This is a genomic window from Enterobacter genomosp. S (assembly GCF_001631805.1).
In the GTDB taxonomy this organism is placed as follows: Bacteria; Pseudomonadota; Gammaproteobacteria; order Enterobacterales; family Enterobacteriaceae; genus Enterobacter; species Enterobacter quasihormaechei.
This window is the reverse complement of the sequence record NZ_LVVA01000012.1, coordinates 382170-403173: the sequence shown is the minus strand read 5'-3', so window position 1 is coordinate 403173 and position 21004 is coordinate 382170. Positions and strand designations below refer to the sequence as shown.

Annotated in this window: 19 protein-coding genes; 11 read left to right on the top strand and 8 right to left on the bottom strand. The window is 60.5% G+C overall.

Annotated elements, in window-relative coordinates:
• Positions 1-80 precede the first annotated feature (80 nt).
• Genes menD through menE form a run of 5 tightly spaced genes read left to right on the top strand, consistent with a single transcriptional unit; the run spans position 81 to position 5701 of the window.
• Positions 81-1751, top strand: a complete 1671-nt coding sequence (gene menD / locus A3466_RS09495) for a 2-succinyl-5-enolpyruvyl-6-hydroxy-3-cyclohexene-1-carboxylic-acid synthase (protein WP_063450378.1) — start codon at positions 81-83, stop codon at positions 1749-1751.
• Entirely contained in the window at positions 1748-2524 is a 777-nt protein-coding gene (gene menH / locus A3466_RS09490; protein WP_063450377.1) for a 2-succinyl-6-hydroxy-2,4-cyclohexadiene-1-carboxylate synthase, read from the top strand. Before menD ends, menH begins: the two co-directional genes overlap by 4 nt.
• Entirely contained in the window at positions 2521-3378 is an 858-nt protein-coding gene (gene menB / locus A3466_RS09485) for a 1,4-dihydroxy-2-naphthoyl-CoA synthase (RefSeq protein ID WP_013098093.1), read from the top strand. Before menH ends, menB begins: the two co-directional genes overlap by 4 nt.
• A complete protein-coding gene (gene menC, locus A3466_RS09480) occupies positions 3378-4343 on the top strand; it encodes an o-succinylbenzoate synthase (RefSeq protein WP_063450376.1) in 966 nt (321 codons plus the stop codon). Before menB ends, menC begins: the two co-directional genes overlap by 1 nt.
• The gene (gene menE / locus A3466_RS09475) at positions 4340-5701 is read left to right on the top strand and encodes an o-succinylbenzoate--CoA ligase (RefSeq protein WP_063450375.1); all 1362 of its coding nucleotides are present in this window, start codon (positions 4340-4342) and stop codon (positions 5699-5701) included. Before menC ends, menE begins: the two co-directional genes overlap by 4 nt.
• Here menE and A3466_RS09470 read toward each other — a convergent pair whose 3' ends face one another.
• Genes A3466_RS09470 through A3466_RS09460 form a run of 3 tightly spaced genes read right to left on the bottom strand, consistent with a single transcriptional unit; the run spans position 5702 to position 8651 of the window.
• Positions 5702-7216, bottom strand: coding sequence for a tripartite tricarboxylate transporter permease (locus tag A3466_RS09470; protein ID WP_063450374.1), 1515 nt, complete (start codon positions 7214-7216; stop codon positions 5702-5704).
• Between the two features lie 11 nt (positions 7217-7227).
• A complete protein-coding gene (locus A3466_RS09465) occupies positions 7228-7659 on the bottom strand; it encodes a tripartite tricarboxylate transporter TctB family protein (RefSeq protein WP_063450373.1) in 432 nt (143 codons plus the stop codon).
• Between the two features lie 11 nt (positions 7660-7670).
• Complete coding sequence (locus A3466_RS09460; protein WP_063450372.1) at positions 7671-8651, bottom strand: Bug family tripartite tricarboxylate transporter substrate binding protein; 981 nt, start codon at positions 8649-8651, stop codon at positions 7671-7673.
• Positions 8652-8803: 152 nt separating this feature from the next.
• Here A3466_RS09460 and tctD point away from each other — a divergent pair, with 152 nt between their 5' ends.
• From tctD to A3466_RS09440, 4 genes are all read left to right on the top strand, one after another.
• On the top strand, positions 8804-9478 hold the full coding sequence (gene tctD / locus A3466_RS09455) for a transcriptional regulator TctD (protein WP_063450371.1): 675 nt from the start codon (positions 8804-8806) through the stop codon (positions 9476-9478).
• On the top strand, positions 9465-10874 hold the full coding sequence (locus A3466_RS09450) for a sensor histidine kinase (protein ID WP_063450370.1): 1410 nt from the start codon (positions 9465-9467) through the stop codon (positions 10872-10874). The genes tctD and A3466_RS09450 overlap by 14 nt, the downstream gene beginning before the upstream one ends.
• Before the next feature lie 129 nt (positions 10875-11003).
• Positions 11004-11543, top strand: a complete 540-nt coding sequence (locus A3466_RS09445) for a YfaZ family outer membrane protein (protein WP_063450369.1) — start codon at positions 11004-11006, stop codon at positions 11541-11543.
• A gap of 94 nt (positions 11544-11637) precedes the next feature.
• A complete protein-coding gene (locus A3466_RS09440; protein WP_063450368.1) occupies positions 11638-12837 on the top strand; it encodes a nicotinamide mononucleotide deamidase-related protein YfaY in 1200 nt (399 codons plus the stop codon).
• A 31-nt stretch (positions 12838-12868) separates the two neighbouring features.
• Here A3466_RS09440 and glpC read toward each other — a convergent pair whose 3' ends face one another.
• The 3 genes from glpC to glpA are packed head-to-tail and all read right to left on the bottom strand — an operon-like array spanning position 12869 to position 16891.
• The gene (gene glpC / locus A3466_RS09435; RefSeq protein WP_063450367.1) at positions 12869-14059 is read right to left on the bottom strand and encodes an anaerobic glycerol-3-phosphate dehydrogenase subunit GlpC; all 1191 of its coding nucleotides are present in this window, start codon (positions 14057-14059) and stop codon (positions 12869-12871) included.
• Positions 14056-15273 (bottom strand): glycerol-3-phosphate dehydrogenase subunit GlpB, encoded by a 1218-nt coding sequence (gene glpB / locus A3466_RS09430; RefSeq protein WP_063450366.1) that lies wholly within the window; start codon positions 15271-15273, stop codon positions 14056-14058. Before glpB ends, glpC begins: the two co-directional genes overlap by 4 nt.
• A complete protein-coding gene (gene glpA, locus A3466_RS09425; RefSeq protein ID WP_063450365.1) occupies positions 15263-16891 on the bottom strand; it encodes an anaerobic glycerol-3-phosphate dehydrogenase subunit A in 1629 nt (542 codons plus the stop codon). The genes glpB and glpA overlap by 11 nt, the downstream gene beginning before the upstream one ends.
• Positions 16892-17141: 250 nt before the next feature.
• Here glpA and glpT point away from each other — a divergent pair, with 250 nt between their 5' ends.
• Positions 17142-18494 carry a glycerol-3-phosphate transporter gene (gene glpT, locus A3466_RS09420; protein WP_039274182.1) on the top strand — a complete coding sequence of 451 codons (1353 nt, stop codon included), beginning with the start codon at positions 17142-17144 and terminating at the stop codon, positions 18492-18494.
• An 11-nt stretch (positions 18495-18505) separates the two neighbouring features.
• Positions 18506-19558 (top strand): glycerophosphodiester phosphodiesterase, encoded by a 1053-nt coding sequence (glpQ, locus tag A3466_RS09415; protein WP_063450364.1) that lies wholly within the window; start codon positions 18506-18508, stop codon positions 19556-19558.
• A 23-nt stretch (positions 19559-19581) separates the two neighbouring features.
• On the opposite strand, the gene yfaE is transcribed toward glpQ, so the two are convergent.
• Together yfaE and nrdB are read right to left on the bottom strand one after the other, a co-directional pair.
• Positions 19582-19836 (bottom strand): class I ribonucleotide reductase maintenance protein YfaE, encoded by a 255-nt coding sequence (yfaE, locus tag A3466_RS09410; protein WP_063450363.1) that lies wholly within the window; start codon positions 19834-19836, stop codon positions 19582-19584.
• Entirely contained in the window at positions 19836-20966 is a 1131-nt protein-coding gene (gene nrdB, locus A3466_RS09405) for a class Ia ribonucleoside-diphosphate reductase subunit beta (RefSeq protein WP_063450362.1), read from the bottom strand. The genes yfaE and nrdB overlap by 1 nt, the downstream gene beginning before the upstream one ends.
• Between the last annotated feature and the right edge of the window lie 38 nt (positions 20967-21004).

Here is a 21004-nt window from a genome sequence, read left to right as displayed (position 1 = left end):
CGTGCAATCCCGATTCATATCAAAATTCTGACTTTTTCTATTATTTATACTGTGTCGTATTCTTGATACTGGACAATCTCATGTCAGTAAGTTCTTTTAACCGACGCTGGGCGACGGTGATCCTTGAAGCCCTGACCCGGCATGGCGTCAGGCACGTGTGTATTGCCCCGGGCTCTCGCTCCACGCCGCTCACCCTTGCTGCGGCGGAAAACCGGGCTTTTATTCATCACACCCATTTTGACGAGCGTGGACTCGGTCATCTGGCGCTCGGCCTGGCGAAAGTCAGCAAAGCGCCCGTGGCGGTGATAGTCACCTCCGGCACGGCGGTGGCGAACCTCTATCCGGCGCTGATTGAAGCGGGGTTAACCGGCGAAAAGCTGATTTTACTCACCGCCGATCGTCCTCCTGAACTTATTGACTGCGGCGCTAACCAGGCGATTCGTCAGCCCGGCATGTTTGCCTCGCATCCGTCACGGACGGTTTCGCTGCCGCGCCCCACGCAGGATATTCCCGCCAGTTGGCTGGTCTCCACCCTCGACCACGCCATGAACGCGCTTCGCAGCGGCGGGCTGCACATCAATTGCCCGTTTGCCGAGCCGCTGTACGGCGAAATGAACGATACCGGCCTCGCCTGGCAGCAGCAGCTCGGCGACTGGTGGGAAAGCGAAAAACCGTGGCTGCGTGAGCAGACGCATCTGGAAAGCGCGAAACAGCGCGACTGGTTCTTCTGGCGTCAGAAGCGCGGCGTGGTCATTGCCGGGCGGATGAGCGCGGCGGAAGGCAGGCTGGCGGCAGAGTGGGCACACACGCTTGGCTGGCCGCTGATTGGCGACGTGCTTTCCCAGACGGGCCAGCCGCTGCCCTGTGCAGACCTCTGGCTGGGGAACGCGAAAGCGGTCACCGAGCTTGCGCAGGCGCAGATTGTCGTCCAGCTGGGATCGAGCCTGACGGGCAAGCGCCTGCTCCAGTGGCAGGCCACCTGCACGCCGGAAGAGTACTGGCTGGTGGATCCGCTCGAAGGACGCCTTGACCCGGCGCACCATCGCGGTCGCAGGCTGGTCAGCGACGTAGAGCGCTGGCTGGAGCTTCATCCGGCAGAAAAACGTAAGCCCTGGGCGGTTGAGATCCCCGAACTTGCGCGTCAGGCGTGGGAGCTCACCAAAGCGCAGTGCGAGACGTTTAGTGAAGCCGGTCTGGCGCACCGTATCCGCAAATACCTTCCCGAGCAGGGGCAACTTTTTGTCGGCAATAGCCTGGTGGTGCGCCTGATTGACGCCTTCTCGAAGCTGCCGACGGGATATCCGGTGTACAGCAACCGGGGGGCGAGCGGCATTGACGGTCTGATCTCCACCGCGGCGGGCGTACAGCGGGCCAGCGCGAAATCCACGCTGGCGATAGTGGGCGATCTCTCAGCCCTCTACGATCTCAATGCGCTGGCGCTCCTGCGTCAGGCGTCGGCCCCTTTTGTGCTGATTGTGGTTAACAACAACGGCGGGCAGATTTTCTCCCTGCTGCCGACGCCGCAAAGCGAACGTGAGCGCTTCTATCTGATGCCGCAAAACGTGCAGTTCGAACACGCCGCCGCCATGTTCAGCCTTAAGTACCATCGCCCGGAAAGCTGGGACGCGCTGGAAACGGCGCTGAACGCCGCCTGGCGACAGCCCGGCGCAACGCTGATTGAGCTGGTGGTTAACGATTCGGACGGCGCGCAGAAGCTGCAACATCTGCTGGCGCAGGTGAGCCACCTGTGATCCTCGCAGGCGTCACTCAGCGCGGAAAACCAGGCTACCCCTGGCTGGTTTTCCTGCACGGCTTTTCCGGCGACTGTCACGAGTGGCAGACCGTTGGGGCGTCGCTGGATGACTATCCCCGGCTCTACCTTGACCTGCCCGGACACGGTGGTTCAGCGGAGACGGGCGTGGCGGGGTTTGCAGAGATGAGCCAGTTGCTCATGCATACTCTTATTAGTTACAACATACTAAACTACTGGCTGGTGGGGTACTCCCTCGGCGGCCGCATTGCGATGTTTCATGCCTGCCAGCACCCTGCGGGGTTAGACGGGGTGATTGTGGAAGGTGGACACCCGGGCCTGCAAGATATCGATGCGCGTCAGGCGCGACAGATCTCTGACCGACGCTGGGCGTCACGTTTTCGCAGTGAGCCGCTGGAAACCGTCTTTGCCGACTGGTATCAACAGCCGGTCTTTGCCTCTCTTACGGAGGAACAGCGCAAGGTGCTGATCGCGCTGCGCAGCCGGAACAACGGCCCGAGGCTGGCTGATATGCTGGAAGCCACCTCGCTTGCCGTTCAGCCTGATTTACGTCCCGCGCTCACCGCGCGTGATTTTCCTTTTTACTTTCTCTATGGCGAACGTGATGAGAAGTTCAAAGCCCTTGCCGCTGAACTCAACGCCACGCGCCATGCTATACCCCATGCCGGACACAACGCCCACCGGGAGAACCCGGATGCGGTTGCCGCGAGTCTGGCTCAGATACTGCGTCATCGAACAAAGGACACGCTATGATCTATCCTGATGAAAACATGCTCTACGCGCCGGTTGAATGGCAGGACTGCTCCGAAGGCTACACCGACATTCGTTACCACAAATCCGCCGACGGTATCGCTAAAATCACCATCAACCGTCCGCAGGTGCGCAACGCGTTTCGTCCTCTGACCGTCAAAGAGATGATCCAGGCGCTGGCGGATGCCCGCTACGACGACAATATCGGCGTTATCGTTCTGACCGGTGAAGGCGAGAAAGCCTTCTGCTCCGGCGGCGATCAGAAAGTGCGTGGCGACTACGGCGGATACCAGGATGATGCGGGCACGCACCACCTGAACGTGCTGGATTTCCAGCGCCAGATCCGCACCTGTCCGAAACCGGTCGTGGCGATGGTGGCAGGGTATTCCATCGGTGGCGGTCACGTGCTGCACATGATGTGTGACCTGACTATCGCGGCGGAAAATGCCATCTTCGGCCAGACCGGCCCGAAAGTGGGCTCTTTCGACGGCGGCTGGGGCGCTTCCTACATGGCGCGCATCGTCGGCCAGAAAAAAGCCCGCGAAATCTGGTTCCTGTGCCGTCAGTACAACGCCCAGGAAGCGCTGGATATGGGGCTGGTTAACACCGTGGTGCCGATCGCCGATCTTGAAAAAGAGACCGTGCGCTGGTGTCGCGAAATGCTGCAAAACAGCCCAATGGCGCTGCGCTGCCTCAAGGCGGCCCTGAACGCGGACTGTGACGGTCAGGCGGGTCTTCAGGAGCTGGCGGGTAACGCCACCATGCTGTTCTACATGACCGAAGAGGGTCAGGAAGGGCGCAACGCGTTCAACGAAAAACGCCAGCCAGACTTCAGCAAATACAAACGGAACCCGTAATGCGTCGCGCGCAGGTTTACCGCTGGCAGATACCGATGGACGCGGGCGTGGTGCTGCGTGAACGGCGGTTAAAAACCCGTGACGGCCTTTTTGTGCATCTCCGGCAGGGCGAGCGGGAAGGGTGGGGCGAAATCGCCCCGCTTCCGGGCTTTAGCCTGGAAACGCTGGACGAGGCGCAGGCGGCGCTGATGGCCTGGATGCACCAATGGCGCGAGGGGGTGGCTCCGGCACTGCCGGACGTTCCTTCCGCCGCGTTCGGCATCAGCTGTGCGCTGGCAGAGCTGGACGGCAGTTTGCCGGACGCGGCGAACTATCGCGCCGCGCCGCTCTGTACCGGCGATCCGGATGAACTCTTCGCGCTGCTCTCCGCGATGCCGGGCGAGAAGGTGGCGAAAATTAAGGTCGGCCTGTACGAAGCGGTGCGCGATGGGATGGTCGTCAACCTGCTGCTGGAGGCCTTTCCCGATCTTCACCTGCGCCTGGACGCCAACCGCGCCTGGACGCCGCTGAAGGCGCAGCAGTTTGCGAAGTACGTCAATCCGGCGTACCGCAGCCGCATCGCGTTTCTCGAAGAGCCGTGCAAAACGCGCGACGAGTCCCGCGCCTTTGCCCGGGAAACCGGCATTGCTATCGCCTGGGATGAGAGCCTGCGCGAAGCCGATTTCACGTTTGCCGCCGAGCCGGGCGTCAGCGCCGTGGTGATTAAGCCAACGCTGACCGGCAGCCTCGGCAAGGTGCGCGAGCAGGTTGCAGCGGCCCATGCGCTGGGGATGACGGCGGTGATCAGCTCGTCCATTGAATCGAGCCTCGGGCTGACGCAGCTGGCGCGCATTGCCGCCTGGTTAACGCCCGAGACTGTACCTGGCCTTGATACGCTGAGCCTGATGCAGGCGCAGCTTCTTCGCCCGTGGCCGGACAGCACCTTACCGTGCCTTGACGTCGGGGCGCTGGAGCCGTTGCGATGAGCTTTAACGACTGGCCGTGGCGTCACTGGCGCGCCCGGAGTGGTGATAAACCCGCGCTGCGTTTAGACGATGTCACGCACAGCTGGTCTCAGCTGTGCGAGCGTATCGATCGTCTTACCGCCGGTTTTCAGGCTCAGGGCGTCAGGGAGGGCGACGGCGTCATGCTCCTCGCGCACAACCATCCGCGGACGCTGCTGGCCTGGCTGGCCCTGCTTCAGTGCGGCGCCCGCATTTTGCCGGTAAACCCTCAGCTTCCCCGTCCGCTGCTGGACGTTCTCCTGCCGCAAATGACGCTGCGCTTTGCGCTGGTGCTTAACGGTGAGTATGACGGTCTGCCCGCGCTGGCGCTGAGAGAGGGCGAGGAGCTTGCCAGCGTGACGTGGCGGGCTGAACGTCTGGCCTCAATGACGCTCACCTCCGGCTCCACCGGCCTGCCAAAAGCGGCGGTGCACACCTGTGCCGCCCACCTTGCCAGCGCACGAGGCGTGCTGTCCCTGATGCCTTACGGCGGTGATGACGACTGGCTGCTGTCCCTGCCGCTGTTTCACGTCTCCGGTCAGGGGATTCTGTGGCGCTGGTTGCAGGGCGGAGGCCGCCTCACCGTACGCGAAAAACAGCCCCTGGAGCAGGCGCTCCAGGGCTGCACCCACGCCTCGCTGGTGCCGACGCAGCTGTGGCGGCTGCTCAATTCACCCCATCCCGTCGCGCTGAAGGCCGTGCTGCTCGGGGGGGCGGAAATCCCCGTTGAGCTGACCGAACAGGCGCGCGAGCAGGGTATTCGCACCTACTGCGGCTATGGCCTGACCGAGTTCGCCTCCACCGTCTGCGCCAAAGAGGCCGACGGCGCGCCGGACGTGGGCCGCGCGCTGCCGGGCAGAGAGGTGCAGGTGGTGAACGGTGAAATCTGGATCCGGGCAGAAAGCATGGCGGCGGGCTACTGGCGGGACGGCGCCTTACTGCCGCTGGTCAACGAGCAGGGCTGGTTCGCCACCCGCGATCGCGGTGAGTGGCATAACGGCCGCCTGGCCGTTCTGGGCCGCATGGACAATCTCTTTTTCAGCGGCGGAGAAGGGATCCAGCCGGAAGCGCTGGAGCGCGTCATCGTTACGCATCCGCAGGTAAGCCAGGCGTTTGTCGTTCCGCTGGACGATGCCGAGTACGGGCAGCGGCCGGTGGCGGTAGTGGAATGTGAGCCGGGCACGGATATCACGCTGTTGCCAGAGTGGGTTCAGGGCAGGTTGGCGCGCTTTGAGCAGCCGGTGCACTGGCTGGCGCTGCCGTCAGAACTGAAAACTGGCGGGATTAAAATCTCCCGCCAGGCGTTAAAGCAGTGGGTCAATGCCCTGTTGAGGGGGTAATCAGCCGATATCCGGCTGCGGTTTGTGCTGGCGTCGACGGACCCAGCGCAGTACCGGCGGCACGACAATCACCATAATCGCCATTGCCAGCAGGATCTTCGTCACGTTGCTCTCCCACAGGATCGCCATGTTGCCGTTACTGATGGAGAGCGCGCGGCGCAGGTTCTGCTCCAGCATTTCCCCCAACACAAACCCTAAAATCAGCGGCGACATCGGGAAGTGCATCTTGCGCAAGATGTAGCCCAGGATCCCCAGCAGCACCATCAGCACCAGGTCGAAGGTGGTGCTGTGCACCGCGTACACCCCAACCGCAGAGACGGCGGCGATGGCAGGAACCAGGAACCACAGAGGAATGGTCAGCATGCGCGTAAACAGGCCGATCAGCGGGATGTTCATCACCAGCAGCATCACGTTGGCGATCAGCAGTGCCGCAATCAGGCCCCAGACGATATCCGGCTGCTCGGTGAACATCGCCGGACCCGGGGTGATGTTATAGAGCGTAAGCGCGCCCATCATCACCGCTGTGGTGCCCGAACCCGGCACGCCGAGGGTCAGCATCGGGATGAACGACCCACAGGCCGAAGCGTTATTGGCCGCCTCCGGCGCCGCCACGCCGCGAATATCGCCTTTGCCGAAGCCGTCGCTGTTACCGCTCAGCTTCTTCTCGGTCATGTAGGTGATGGCGCTGGCGATGGTTGCCCCGGCGCCTGGCAAAATGCCGACAAAGAAACCGATCACCGACGACCGCAGTGTGGCACCCACGCACTGCGCCCCCTCTTTGGCATTGAACAGCATACGTCCGGTTTTACGCACCAGCGTTTGCCCGCTGCTGGTATGCTCCAGCATCAGCAAGATTTCTGAGACGGAGAACAGACCAATCACCACGACGATAAACTGCACGCCGTCGGAGAGGTGAACGCTGTCGAAGGTAAAGCGGTAAACCCCGGTGTTGGCATCCACGCCGACGGTGGCTAACCCCAGGCCAATCAGCGCCGACAAAAACGACTTCAGCGGGTTTTGCGCCATCATGCTGCCAAGGCAGGCAATGGCGAACACCATCAGCGCGAAATACTCGGCAGGACCAAACGCCAGCGACCACTGGGCCAGCGCCGGCGCGAACAAAATGATGCCGCCAATGGCGATCAGGGAGCCAAAGAACGAGCTGACGGCGGAAATTGAGAGCGCCACGCCGCCGCGTCCCTGCTGCGCCATCGGGTAGCCGTCCAGCGCGGTCATAATGGCGGCGGCATCGCCGGGCACGTTAAGCAGTATCGACGATATTCGTCCGCCGTACTCGCAGCCGATATACACCGTCGCCAGCAGGATCAGCGCCGACTCCGCAGGCAGGTGCAGGGCAAAGGCCAGCGGCAGTAAAATCGCCACGCCGTTGATCGGGCCAAGGCCCGGCAGCAGGCCGACGATGGTCCCGACGAAGCAGCCGATCAGGGCGATCACCAGGTTTTCCGGGGTCATCGCTACCGCGAACCCCTGAGAGAGATAGATCCAGGTATCCATAGCGTGCTCCGTTAGTTAAACCATGCGCCAAGCGGCAGCGTCACGTCCAGCAGGCGGTCGAAGGCGTACCAGAGCAAAATGCCCAGTACGACCCCAGAGATCCCCGCCGCGGGCAGCGAGGCGTTAAACAGCATGCCAATCACCATCGTCAGCAGGGCAGTGGCAATCGGGAAGCCGAGCCACTCAAAGCCCCACGCGTACATCAGCAGGACAATCACCATCACCAGCAGACGTTGCAGGGTGCGGCGTGGCGGCCACTCTACAGTATCCGGATGGCGCAGCAGTAGCGCCACCGAGCAGAGCAGCATCAGGCCGACAATGCCGACGGGGAAGGGGCGTGGCCCTACGGGTTCATAGCTGTATTCGCTGTGGATCTGCCAGGCGACGAACAGCCCGCCAATGCAGAGCAGCAGCCATATCCCGGCAAAAATGCGATCGCTCATAGCGCCTCCGGTTATTTCGCCAGGCCAAAGGCTTTCGCCTGTTCGCGGTAGTCATTCACCTGTTTTTTCACGTACTCGTCCAGCTGCTTGCCGTTCAGGTTGAACTCAAACAGCCCGCGCAGATCGCGCTGTTTTTTGAACTCGTCGGTTTGCTGGAGTGTTGTGAAGGTATCCACCCACCACTGGTACTCGGCGTCGGTCACTTTTGGCCCGACGAAGAAGCCGCGGATGATCGGCCAGACCAGGTTATAACCCTGCTCTTTGGCGGTTGGGACGTCTGCCAGCTGGCCCGGCAGACGGTTTTCCGAGAAGACCGCCAGCACGCGGATCTTATCTCCGCTCAGGTAGGGCACCATTTCGCTGAGATCGCCCGATACCGCCTGCACGTGATTGCCCATCAGCGCCGTCACCGGCTCGCCGCCGCCTTCAAAGGCCACGTAGCGCATCTTATGCGGATCCACTTTGGCCTGCTGCGCGAGCAGCGCGGCTTTCATCCAGTCCTGGCTACCGATAGACGCGCCCGCGCCAATCACCACGCTGTTCGGATCTTTTTCCATGGCGGTCAGCAGATCTTTCAGGGACTTCCAGGGAGAGTCGGCGCGAACGGCAATCATGCCGTAATCGGTGCCTACGGTGGCGAGCCAGCGCACATCATCCACGTCATAACGACCAAATTTCCCCTGCGACAGGTTCAGCAGCGAGCCGCCGGAGAAGGCCACGACGGTACCGGGTTCGGCAGGGCGCTGCGCGACAATGGCGTTATAGGCTACCGCGCCCACGCCGCCGGGCATGTAGGTGACGCGCATCGGTTTTTCGATGGCCTTCGTCTCCAGCAGGCTGACCTGAATCAGCTTGCAGGTCAGGTCGAAGCCGCCGCCGGGTTTGGCCGGGGCGATACATTCGGTGCGGGACGGCGCCTCCTGCGCCTGCACGACAGAGGCACTCAACAGCAATACGCTTGCAGCAACAGTAGAAAGTAGTTGTTTTTTCATCGTTTATCCTCACGCCGGAGAACCGGGAGTACGGGTACGGGTGTCTTTTTTCTGATTATGTGAACCACCTTGTAGCGGTTCCGTTGCGTGATTGTTAAAACAATAACCTTTCATTTCCCTTTCACTGCGACACCAACTTTACAGGATGTGATATGCGTCTCTTACTGGCGGAAGATAATCGTGAGCTGGCTCACTGGCTGGAGAAAGCGCTGGTACAGAACGGATTTGCCGTGGATTGCGTCAATGACGGGCGGGCAGCCGACCACCTTTTGCAGGGGGAAAACTATGCCGTCGCCATTCTTGATATCGGCATGCCCGGCTTCGACGGGCTGGAGGTGGTATATCGCCTGAGAAAGCGCGGGCAGACGCTTCCCGTGCTGTTTCTTACCGCCCGCAGCAACGTGGCGGACAGGGTGAAAGGGCTGAATGCTGGGGCGGATGACTATCTGCCGAAGCCGTTCGAGCTGGAAGAACTTGATGCCCGCCTGCGCGCGCTGCTGCGCCGCAGTGAAGGGCGAACCCAGGAGCGCCAGCGGCTGGGGGAGCTGGAATACGATGATGAAGGCTTTTTTCTGCTGCGCGATGAACCCCTTTCCCTCACGCCGCGCGAGCTCTCCCTGCTAAAGGTGCTGATGCACCGCCGGACCCGTCCCGTTTCCCGACAGCAGCTCTTCGACCAGGTGTTCAGCCTGAACGACGACGTGAGCCCCGAGAGCATCGATCTCTATATTCACCGCCTGCGCAAGAAGCTGACCGGCAGCGGCGTGCGGATCACCACGCTCCGTGGGCTGGGCTACGTGCTGGAGTGCGGCGATGAAGTGGGTTAAGCCGCAGTCGCTTTACCTGCAACTTTTGCTCTTTCTGGGGTTGCCGCTGCTGCTGTTATGGGGGCTGTCGGCCTTTAACAGCTACGTTAGCGCGCTACAGGCGGCAACGCAGGCCTATGACCGTACGTTGTTATCCTCGGCGCGCACGGTGTCAGAGCGGCTGGTGGTACACAACGGCAAGCTCCAGGTGAACGTGCCCTGGGTGGTGCTCGACAGCTTTGAGCTGAACATGAACGATCGCCTCTATTACAAGGTCGTTGATCCTGACGGGCGGACGATCTCCGGCTATGACGATCTGCCGAAAATGCCACCCTCCACGTCGCGCACCACCCACTATCCTGCGCTGGCCTGGTTTTATCATACCGAGTATCGCGGGCAGGCGATCCGCGTGGCGAAGCTGCTCCAGCCGGTTAACGAAGACAGCGTGTTCGGCATGGCGGAGATATACGTCGCCGAAACCTTGCAGTCGCGGCGCTATCTCGCCACTCAGCTATTGTTTTCCTCGCTCGTGTCGCAGGGGCTGCTGGTGCTGCTGACGCTGATCTTAACCGCCTGGCTGCTTCGCCGCGTGCTGCGCCCGATGCGCCAGCTCTCCTCGCTGATGGTGCGCCGTGAGCCCGGGCTGCTGACCCCGCTGCCGGAGCTGTTGCCCTGGTCGGAAACGCGGCTGCTGATTGTGGCATTTAACCGCTATATCGACAGGTTACGCGGCGTACTTTCGCGGCAGGCGCGATTCAATGCCGATGCCTCACACCAGCTCAAAACGCCGCTGGCGGTGCTGAAAACCCAGGTCTCCGTTGCCCTGACGCGTAACGATCCGGCGCTATGGCAGGAAAGTTTACGGGCAATGAACGTGACGCTGGATAACACCATCGTGCTGACCGAGAGGCTGCTACAGCTTTCAGCGGTGAAGCGAAAAGAGCAGGGTGAGCGACAGTTTGCCCCTGTCGATCTGGTTCAGGTGGTGCAAAACAGCTGCTTTTCCCGGCTGGCGCAAGCGCGTAGCAAGGCTATTGACCTCGGTTATGACGGCGTACAGCAGCCGGTAATGATTGAGGGAGATGACGTGCTGCTGGGCGAACTCTGCGCCAACCTGCTGGAGAACGCGATCAAATACACGCCGGAGCAGGGCATCGTCACGGTGTACCTGCGCACGGATAACGATGCCGTTGAGCTGAGCGTGGAGGATAGCGGACCGGGGATTGCCGAAGATCAGATCTCGCAGGCCATGCTGCCGTTTCATCGGCTGGATAACGTGGGCGATGCCGCCGGGTCCGGCATTGGTCTGGCGCTGGCCAACGACATTGCCCGTCTTCACCGCAGCCATCTCCAGCTGATGCCCAGTGAAAATCTGGGCGGGCTGTGCGTGAAAATGCGCTTTTTGTTGATGATGTAAATGTCGATATTATCAAATCGTTACAAACTAATTGCCCGACGCACGCAGAGTCCATTGATCCCCCTGAAAGTCAGGTTAAAATCTCGCGGTTTTTGGACATCTCTGAATAAATTGTGCGGGATCACGACAATGAAAAAAGTGGCATTAATGGGCTTAGGCCTGATGTGTGTATCGGCGGCGGCCAACGCTATTTCCTTCAACGGCTCGGCGGGCGAGGACTATACCCACCTGGGCTTCGGTCTTGGCACGGACAGCGCAGGCCTGGCAATGACCGGCGGCTGGACGCATAACGACGACGACGGCGATGCGGCAAGCCTGGGTCTCGGCTTCAACGTTCCTCTCGGCCCGTTCCTGGCGACCGTCGGCGGTAAAGGGATCTACACCAACCCGAACGACGGTGACGAAGGTTACGCGGCGGCAGTGGGCGGCGGCTTGCAGTGGAAAATTGGCGACAGCTTTGGCCTGTTCGGTGAGTACTACTACTCTCCGGATTCCCTCTCCAGCGGTATCGACAGCTATCAGGAAGCTAACGCCGGCGCGCGCTGGACCATCATGCGTCCGATCACCATCGAAGCGGGCTATCGCTATCTGAACCTGGCCGGTAAAGACGGCAACCGCGACAACGCCCTGGCAGACGGCCCGTACGTTGGCGTTAGCGCAGGTTTCTGATCCTCTCGGCGCGGCGTTCTGTCGCGCCAGTTTCTCTCTTCCCCCGGTCTTCTATTGCGCTATAGTGTTTTGACCATTGAAATGGGAGAACACAATGATAAACGTGGAAATGTTATCCACTGGCGACGAAGTGCTGCATGGGCAAATCATCGATACCAATGCCGCCTGGCTCGCCGATCTCTTCTTTGAGCAAGGATTACCGTTAACGCGCCGCAACACCGTGGGTGACAATCTTGAGTCGCTGGTCAACGTTCTGCGCGAGCGCAGCGAACGCTGCGACGTGCTGATTGTGAACGGCGGGCTGGGACCGACCAGCGACGATCTCAGCGCGCTGGCTGCCGCCACCGCCAAAGGCGAAGGCCTGGTTCTCCACGACGCGTGGCTGACGCAGATGGAGCGTTTCTTCTCCGATCGTGGCCGCGTGATGGCCCCCAGCAACCGCAAGCAGGCCGAGATCCCCGCCAGCGCGGAGCTGATTGATAACCCGGTCGGCACCGCCTGCGGGTTTGCCGTTCAGCTGAACCGCTGCCTGATGTTCTTCACCCCGGGCGTGCCGTCGGAATTTAAGGTGATGGTCGAGCAGCAGATCCTGCCGCGCCTGCGCGCGCGCTTCACCCTACCTGAACCGCCGCTGTGCCTGCGTCTGACCACGTTTGGCCGCTCGGAGAGCGATCTGGCCCAGAGCCTGGATCATCTGCAATTGCCTCCCGGCGTGTCGATGGGCTATCGCTCCTCCATGCCGATTATTGAACTGAAGCTGACCGGACCGGCGACGGAGAAAGCCGCCATGCTGGCGCTGTGGCCCGAGGTGCAGCGCGTCGCCGGGGAAAGCCTGATTTTCGAAGGCACGGAAGGGCTGCCGGCGCAGATCGCCCGGCATTTGCAGTCTCGTCAGCTGAGCGTGACGCTAAGCGAGCAGTTTACCGGCGGGCTGCTGGCGCTCCAGTTGACCCGGGCGGGTGCGCCGCTGCTGGCCAGCGAAGTGGTGCCATTCCAGCAGGAGACGCTCGCGCAGACCGCGCGCTGGGCGTCCGAGCGCAGAGTGAAGCATTTCGCGGGGCTGGCGCTGTTTGTTGGCGGGCTGGATGAAGAGCATCTCAACTTCGCCCTGGCAACTCCGGAAGGAACGCACGCCCTGCGGGTGAAGATGAGTATTACCCGCCACAGTCTGGCCGTGCGTCAGGAGGTGTGCGCGATGATGGCCCTGAATATGCTGCGCCGCTGGCTGAACGGCAAAGAGGTCGCCAGCGAGCACGGCTGGATCAACGTCGTCGAGTCGCTGTTCGTGGAATGAGAGACTGCCGGGGCGGTGGCCCCGGCAACGGTTACGCCAGCGCGTTTGCCAGCAGGGTAATGGGATGTTCGCAGCGTTTGCTGGTGGACATCTCAATCTGCCATTTACAGGTTTCACAGTCGGTCACGACGATATCCGCGCCGCTCTCTTCAATTTGCCGGAACAGCGGCGCGCCAATTGCCTGTGACGTTGGGTAGTTTTCGCGCTTAAAGCCGTAGGTGCCTGCGATGCCGCAGCAGCGTGAATCCAGCACCGTCAGCTCCAGCCCCGGGATCAGCCGCAGTAGCTCAAGCGTATAGAGCGACCAGCCCATCTTTTCCATATGACATGGCGTGTGATAGACCACTTTCAGCGGCAATTTGCCCAGCGGTAACGCCTGCCCGCCGTCCAGTTTGCGCCAGAGAAAACGGGTCGCCAGCTCAATGTGCTCGCGCAGGACGGTGTTATCCACATCCAGCAGATGCGGATATTCATCGCGCAACGTGAAGGTGCAGGTTGACGAAGTTGCCAGTACCGGTATGCCTTTGTCGACGATCGCTTCGCGTAAAGCGGTGACGTTGCTTTTCGCTTGCCTGCGCGCTTTGTCGGTAAAACCGTTGGCAATCAGCGGAACGCCGCAGCACTTCTCTTTGCTCAGCAGCTGAACGCCCGTTCCCATGGCGTTCAGCACTTTCAGCAGATCTTTCCCCAGCTGCGGATGGTTGTAGTTCACGTAGCAGCCGTGGAAGAAGGCGACCTGCTCGGCGAACCGCGCCTGTTCTGCCGCCACGGATTTATACCAGCGGCGGAAAGTGCCGTGAGAATATTTCGGCAGGCTGCGGTGATGGTCGATTTTGAGCGTTGCATCCAGCAGCTTGCGCACCGGCTTCAGGGCGGTGGCGGCATTGACGACCGGCGCGAAAGGGGTCGAGATGCTGCCCATCAGATCGGTATGGCTCAGTATCGCGTCACGCAGCGTCGGTTTCTGCGTGCTGTAGCGCGCGCGGGCGCGCTGGATGATATCGCCAATTTTCACGTCCGACGGGCAGGCAACTTCGCAGCGCTTGCAGTTGATACAGTATTTCAGCGCCTCGTCGTAAAGCGCTCCGTCCTTCAGGCGCAGACGTTCTCCGTCGGGACCGGCCTGCTTCGGGCCGGGATAGCGCGGATCGACGCCGCTGACCGGGCAAACCGTGGTACAGACCGTGCATTTGATACAGTTTTCAAACCGGGTGTCGTTCATTGTGCTGCCTCCCTGCGCTGAATAATCTGCTCCGCAACGTGCAGCGCGGTGACGGCGCAGACGCCGCCGCCGCAGCCCTGCGCCACGGGATCGTACCCGCCCAGAACCGAGCCGATGGCATAAAGGTTTTCATTCGGTTGCCCGTTCAGCCGTGGGCGCAGCTGGGCGTCGACAATCACCCCGAACTGCTGCCAGGGCTGCGGAGTGAAAAAATCGCTCTGATACCAGTCCGCGCGGGAGGCGCTTTGCCGGACGTCCAGCCCGAGGATCGCCTCACGCACGCCCTCCCGACTGCTCAGCAGACCGTTACTGAAGAAGCTGCCGCTTGCCAGCACCGTATAGCGTGCGCGAAGCGGGATGTCGCCGTGGTTGCGGGTCCAGATTTCGCTTGCCGCGCCTTCTGCCAGGGTGATTTTTTTCACCTCGTCGCCTGCCATCCAGACGCCACCCTGGGCGACAAACTGACGCTGAAGCTGGGTATGCAGACGGATGCCGGGCACGGAAGGGGGAAGCGTCGGCAGTAAACCGAGCGAACAGGGCAGACGCACCGAGAGCCAGCGCCAGAGCCGGTTATCCGTTAAGCCAAAGCAGGCGGGCATAAACAGGGCGTCGCAGGTCTCGCCGAGCGGTCGAAGCGCCGCGTACAGCTGCGGCCAGTAACGTTCATTATCCAGCAGGCGGGCAATGTTCACCGCCCGAAACTCGCTGGGGTTTTCGCGCAGCACGTCGAGTTCAGGGAGGTCAATCTCCGCGGTATCTGTCTGAACACCCTGTTGCCTGAGAGATGCGGCGGCCAGATGCGGCTGAAAGTCGAGGAATCCGCTGATCCCCACCACCAGCACGCGTTCCGCAGTGATGGGGGCGACAGGCACCTCTTCCGGGCTAAGCCAGGCGGCGCGCAGGGTGCCGAGCGGCGTGACGCGCTGATGGTTTTGCTCCGCGTCACCCTGCATGTGTGCGCCGCAGGTGATTAGCAGATATTCAGTTTCACAGGCAAAGCGGGCCATATTCTCTGCGCCCGTCAGCCGGTAGGGATGTTCAGGCGGCAGATCTTCGAACGTCAGCGCGCCCAGTAAATCCAGCGATCCGGAGGAGAAGTGGAGGGCGCTCTGACCACGAGTCACAATGGCGCAGCGCAGACCGCGCTGCGTCAGCTTAATGCCGCACAGCAGGCTCGCCAGCCCACCGCCGACAATCACGGTATCAAATTTCATGGGTGTGCTCCTTCTCCAGACCGCAAAGCCCCTGATAGACCCAGCGGGTAAACTCGCTTTCGCGCAGGGCATCGCCCCAGGCGACGGGCTGAATGCCTTTCCAGCGCTCGTTTAAAAAATCGCTGAGCTGGGCAAGCGACTGGGTTGACGTGGTGGCGTGAAAACGTTGCAGCAGCCCGGCGGCACGGCAGGCGCACAGCTCCCCCTGACAGGTGCCCATCCCGACGCGCGTGCGGCGGCGTAAATCAAGCAGGCTGTTCACCGTCAGGTTTTCCACGGCATATTGCACCTCGCCTGCGGTCACGGCTTCGCATTCGCACACCAGGCTTCGGCTGAGTCGCCCTTCGCCAAGCCAGGTCGGAGTGCGGTCGCCGTGGCGGTAAATCGCCGAGCCGCGAAGCGGTGCGGGGAGCGAGATGATTTTGTGCAGCGTTTTTTCTGTCGAGTGCTGCGAGCCGGGCAGGGCCCGCTCCGCCGTCACGCACGGCGTGGTATTGCCGAGCTTACGGCAGACGGCATCCGTGGCCCACTGCGCCATCAGCCGGTAGGTCATCAGCTTGCCGCCGGTAATGGTGATAAACCCGTCCATGCCGTCACGTTCGGCGTGATCGAGCAGCACGATGCCGCGGCTGACGTTACGCCCGCTCGGATCGTTATCGCTGGCGACGAGGGGACGCACGCCCGCGTAGGCACGCAGGATACGGGTCTGCGCCATCACCGGGGCCAGCTTTTCCCCTTCGCGCAGCAGAATATCCACCTCTTCGGCGGTAACCCGGTTGACGTCAATGTCGCTGTAGTCGACGTGCGTTGACGTCGTACCGATGAGCGAAATGGTGTCGCCCGGCACCAGAATGTCGGCATCGGACGGTTTGCGGCAGCGGTTGATGACGTGGTTATTGATGCGGTGATCGAGGATCAGCAGCGAACCTTTGGCCGGGAACATGCGGATGGATAAATCGGCATATTCCGCGATGCGCTGGCCCCAGATCCCCGCCGCGTTAATCACCACGGCGGCATACAGCTCGCGGTGTTCGTTGTACTGCGCATCAAACACGCGCACGCCGCGCACGGTATTGCCTTCACGAATAAGCCCGGTAACGTGGTGCCCGGTCAGGATATGCGCCCCGTGTTCCCGCGCGTCGAGCATATTGGCGGCGGTCAGGCGGAAGGGATCAACGGTTCCGTCAGGCACCTTCACCGCGCCAAGTAACGCCGGGTTCACCGAGGGTTCAATACGGCGCGCCTGCGCCGGATCGATCGCCTCAGCCTGAATGCCTGCCGCCGTGCAGGCGGTGATAAAGGTTTGCTGAAAGTCGAGGTCGTCTTCGGGAAGGGTGATAAAAAGGCCGTTGGTGGGTTCAACGCAGTGGCGGGCGATGCGCCTGAGGATCTGGTTTTCAGCGATACATTCGCGCGCGGATTCAGCGTCAGTGACCGCATAGCGGGCGCCGCTGTGCAGCAGGCCGTGGTTACGCCCCGTCGCGCCAGTGGCGATATCGTGGCGTTCCAGAAGCGTGACGCTCAGCCCCCGCAGGGCGCAGTCGCGTGCGATGCCGGCACCCGTCGCGCCACCGCCAATGATAATCACATCGCTAGAGCGTGGATCGTGAATTGTCATTGCCTTTCCTCTATGTTCGTTTTTTAGCATTTAGCCACAGCGATCGTGTGGTTTGTTTGATTTCGAACATAAACGCGCGAAATTCGAAAATGAAACGTGATTTCATGCGCTTTTTTGCGCATCCTGTCATATTTCTGTAACAATCTGTGCGTTGATTCACAGTAACATTCACCGTGATTTCTTAACATCGCCGCCTCTGTAGCCGGGCGCGAGATGCCCGGTCATTATTTGAAAGGCCACGGAGGCTGTTATGCTCAGTATCTTTAAACCTGCGCCACACCGGGCGCGACTGCCAGAGGCAGAGATCGATCCTCTCTACCGCCGTCTGCGTTGGCAAATCTTCCTCGGGATCTTCTTCGGGTATGCGGCGTACTATCTGGTACGTAAAAACTTTGCGCTCGCCATGCCGTATCTGGTGGAGCAGGGCTTCTCTCGCGGCGATCTGGGGTTCGCGCTGTCGGGGATCTCCATCGCGTACGGTTTTTCGAAATTCATTATGGGATCAGTGTCGGATCGTTCGAATCCGCGCGTATTCCTGCCTGCCGGTCTGATCCTCGCGGCGGCGGTTATGCTGTTTATGGGTTTCGTGCCATGGGCGACTTCCAGCATTGCCATCATGTTCGTGCTGCTGTTCCTCTGCGGCTGGTTCCAGGGGATGGGGTGGCCGCCGTGCGGACGCACCATGGTTCACTGGTGGTCACAGAAGGAGCGTGGCGGCATTGTGTCGGTCTGGAACTGCGCGCATAACGTCGGCGGCGGGCTTCCGCCGCTGCTGTTCCTGTTGGGGATGGCCTGGTTCAACGACTGGCATGCCGCGCTCTATATGCCGGCCTTTGGGGCGATCCTGGTGGCGATTATCGCCTTTGCGCTGATGCGCGACACGCCGCAGTCCTGCGGCCTGCCGCCAATCGAAGAGTACAAAAACGACTACCCGGATGATTACAGCGAGAAGCACGAGGAAGAGCTGACGGCAAAGCAGATCTTCATGAAGTACGTGCTGCCAAACAAGCTGCTGTGGTACATCGCGGTGGCGAACGTCTTCGTTTACCTGCTGCGCTACGGCATCCTCGACTGGTCGCCGACCTACCTGAAAGAGGTGAAGCACTTCGCGCTGGATAAGTCCTCCTGGGCCTACTTCCTGTATGAATACGCGGGCATTCCCGGCACGCTGATCTGCGGCTGGATGTCGGATAAAGTGTTCAAAGGTAACCGTGGCGCGACGGGCGTGTTCTTTATGACCCTGGTGACCATCGCGACGGTCGTTTACTGGCTTAACCCGCCGGGTAATCCAGGAGTAGACATGGCCTGTATGATCGTTATCGGCTTCCTGATTTACGGTCCGGTGATGCTGATTGGCCTGCACGCGCTGGAGCTGGCGCCGAAGAAAGCGGCAGGCACGGCGGCTGGCTTTACCGGTCTGTTTGGCTACCTCGGCGGTTCAGTGGCGGCAAGTGCCATCGTCGGTTACACCGTCGACTTCTTCGGCTGGGACGGCGGCTTTATGGTGATGATTGGCGGCAGCGTGCTGGCGGTTCTGCTGTTGATCGTCGTGATGATCGGTGAAAAACGTCACCACGCTGAAGTGCTGGCGCGTCGTCAATAAGGAGCCTTGTCATGAAATTCACTCAACGTGCAGCTTGCCTGCTGCTGGCCGGTGTGATGACCGGCTCCGCGCTGGCGGCGGATAAAATCGTGATTGCCCATCGCGGCGCCAGCGGCTATCTGCCTGAGCATACGCTGCCAGCGAAGGCGATGGCCTATGCGCAGGGCGCGGATTATCTGGAGCAGGATCTGGTGATGACGAAGGATGACCGGCTGGTCGTTCTGCATGACCACTATCTTGACCGCGTCACGGACGTGGCGGAACGCTTCCCGGATCGCGCCCGTAAAGACGGTCGTTATTACGCCATCGACTTTACGCTGGAGGAGATCCGCTCGCTGATGTTTACCGAGGGCTTCGAGATTGAAAACGGCAAGAAGGTGCAGGTCTATTCGGGACGTTTCCCGATGGGCAAATCTGACTTCCGAATTCACACCTTCGAAGAGGAGATCGAGTTTGTTCAGGGGCTGAACCACTCGACTGGCAAAAATATCGGTATCTATCCGGAAATCAAAGCGCCCTGGTTCCACCATCAGGAAGGAAAAGACATCGCCGCTAAGACGCTGGAGGTGCTGAAAAAGTATGGCTACACCAGCAAGCAGGACAAGGTTTTCCTGCAATGTTTCGATGCGGCGGAGCTGAAGCGCATCAAAACCGAGCTGGAGCCGAAGATGGGGATGGATCTCCATCTGGTGCAGCTGATTGCCTACACCGACTGGAACGAAACCCAGGAGAAACAGCCGGACGGGAAGTGGGTGAACTACAGCTACGACTGGATGTTCAAGCCGGGCGCGATGAAGCAGATTGCGCAGTACGCCGACGGCATTGGGCCGGATTATCACATGCTGGTGGCGGAAGGCTCAACGCCGGGTGACGTGAAGCTGACGGCGATGGTGAAAGAGGCGCACGCGAGCAACATGCAGGTGCATCCGTACACGGTGCGTGCAGACCACCTGCCGCCATATGCCACCGATGTGAATCAGCTTTACGAGGTGTTGTATAAGCAGGCGGACGTGGACGGGCTGTTTACGGATTTCCCGGATAAAGCGGTGACGTTCTTAAAATAGAAAAAGGGCCGTAAGGCCCTTTTTTACATCTCGATCTCTATATCGCCTCTTGCCCGGCAGCAGCAGGGCAAAATTTCCCCTTCACTGATAAAGGCCAGCGGTTCGGTCAGCCAGTCCACCTGGCCTGCGACCAGACGGCAGCGGCAGGAGCCGCAATAGCCTTCACGACACTGGTACTCTACCTCCACCTGATGCGCTTCAAGCGCCACCAGCAGGGAAGGGTGCTCTTCCTGGCACAGCACTTCGGTGCCAGAAAGGCTCAGCGTTACGCGCGTCATCAGAGCTGGAAGTCGCTCAGGTCGTCGGTGTTGACTTCAGAGTCAATCTGACCGACCAGATACGAACTCACTTCCACTTCCTGCGGCGCCACCTGCACGTTATCGGACACCAGCCAGGTGTTGATCCACGGAATCGGGTTAGAGCGCGTCTGGAACGGCAGGTCCAGACCAACCGCCTGCATGCGGATGTTGGTGATGTACTCAACGTACTGGCAGAGAATATCTTTGTTCAGGCCAATCATGGAGCCGTCGCGGAACAGGTAGTCTGCCCACTCTTTCTCCTGCTGAGCCGCCAGCACGAACAGGTCGTAGCACTCCTGCTTGCACTCTTCGGCGATTTCCGCCATTTCCGGATCGTCCGTACCGCTGCGCAGCAGGTTCAGCATGTGCTGGGTGCCGGTCAGGTGCAGGGCTTCGTCACGAGCGATCAGACGGATGATTTTGGCGTTGCCTTCCATCAGTTTGCGCTCGGCAAAGGCAAAGGAGCAGGCGAAGCTCACGTAGAAGCGGATTGCTTCCAGGGCGTTGACGCTCATCAGGCACAGATAGAGCTGTTTTTTCAGCGCGCGCAGGTTCACGGTGACGGTTTTGCCGTTTACGGTGTGCGTACCTTCGCCCAGCAGATGCCAGTAGCTGGTCATCTCGATCAGCTCGTCGTAGTAGTGCGCAATGCCTTCGGCGCGCTTCTGGATCTGCTCGTTGGTAACGATATCGTCAAACACCACCGCCGGATCGTTCACGATGTTGCGGATGATGTGGGTATAAGAGCGGGAGTGGATCGTTTCAGAGAACGCCCAGGTTTCTACCCAGGTTTCCAGCTCAGGAATCGAGATCAGCGGCAGCAGCGCCACGTTCGGGCTGCGACCCTGAATGGAGTCCAGCAACGTCTGATATTTTAGGTTGCTGAGGAAGATGTGCTTTTCGTGTTCCGGCAGCGCCTGGAAATCGATACGGTCGCGGGAAACGTCCACTTCTTCCGGACGCCAGAAGAAGGAGAGTTGCTTTTCAATCAGCTTTTCGAAGATGTCATATTTTTGCTGATCGTAGCGTGCCACGTTGACCGGCTGGCCGAAGAACATCGGCTCTTTGAGCTGGTCGTTTTTCGTCTGTGAAAAGGTGGTATATGCCATGAGTGTGTCCTGTGAGAGATTTTGTCAATCGGGCAAAC

Bases quoted from the DNA above. Each gene is read 5' to 3' on its own strand.
- menD (WP_063450378.1), top strand. From the start codon at position 81: ATGTCAGTAAGTTCTTTTAACCGACGCTGGGCGACGGTGATCCTTGAA.
- menB (WP_013098093.1), top strand. From the start codon at position 2,521: ATGATCTATCCTGATGAAAACATGCTCTACGCGCCGGTTGAATGGCAG.
- menC (WP_063450376.1), top strand. From the start codon at position 3,378: ATGCGTCGCGCGCAGGTTTACCGCTGGCAGATACCGATGGACGCGGGC.
- menE (WP_063450375.1), top strand. From the start codon at position 4,340: ATGAGCTTTAACGACTGGCCGTGGCGTCACTGGCGCGCCCGGAGTGGT.
- A3466_RS09470 (WP_063450374.1), bottom strand. From the start codon at position 7,216: ATGGATACCTGGATCTATCTCTCTCAGGGGTTCGCGGTAGCGATGACC.
- A3466_RS09465 (WP_063450373.1), bottom strand. From the start codon at position 7,659: ATGAGCGATCGCATTTTTGCCGGGATATGGCTGCTGCTCTGCATTGGC.
- A3466_RS09460 (WP_063450372.1), bottom strand. From the start codon at position 8,651: ATGAAAAAACAACTACTTTCTACTGTTGCTGCAAGCGTATTGCTGTTG.
- tctD (WP_063450371.1), top strand. From the start codon at position 8,804: ATGCGTCTCTTACTGGCGGAAGATAATCGTGAGCTGGCTCACTGGCTG.
- A3466_RS09450 (WP_063450370.1), top strand. From the start codon at position 9,465: ATGAAGTGGGTTAAGCCGCAGTCGCTTTACCTGCAACTTTTGCTCTTT.
- A3466_RS09445 (WP_063450369.1), top strand. From the start codon at position 11,004: ATGAAAAAAGTGGCATTAATGGGCTTAGGCCTGATGTGTGTATCGGCG.
- A3466_RS09440 (WP_063450368.1), top strand. From the start codon at position 11,638: ATGATAAACGTGGAAATGTTATCCACTGGCGACGAAGTGCTGCATGGG.
- glpC (WP_063450367.1), bottom strand. From the start codon at position 14,059: ATGAACGACACCCGGTTTGAAAACTGTATCAAATGCACGGTCTGTACC.
- glpB (WP_063450366.1), bottom strand. From the start codon at position 15,273: ATGAAATTTGATACCGTGATTGTCGGCGGTGGGCTGGCGAGCCTGCTG.
- glpA (WP_063450365.1), bottom strand. From the start codon at position 16,891: ATGACAATTCACGATCCACGCTCTAGCGATGTGATTATCATTGGCGGT.
- glpT (WP_039274182.1), top strand. From the start codon at position 17,142: ATGCTCAGTATCTTTAAACCTGCGCCACACCGGGCGCGACTGCCAGAG.
- glpQ (WP_063450364.1), top strand. From the start codon at position 18,506: ATGAAATTCACTCAACGTGCAGCTTGCCTGCTGCTGGCCGGTGTGATG.
- yfaE (WP_063450363.1), bottom strand. From the start codon at position 19,836: ATGACGCGCGTAACGCTGAGCCTTTCTGGCACCGAAGTGCTGTGCCAG.
- nrdB (WP_063450362.1), bottom strand. From the start codon at position 20,966: ATGGCATATACCACCTTTTCACAGACGAAAAACGACCAGCTCAAAGAG.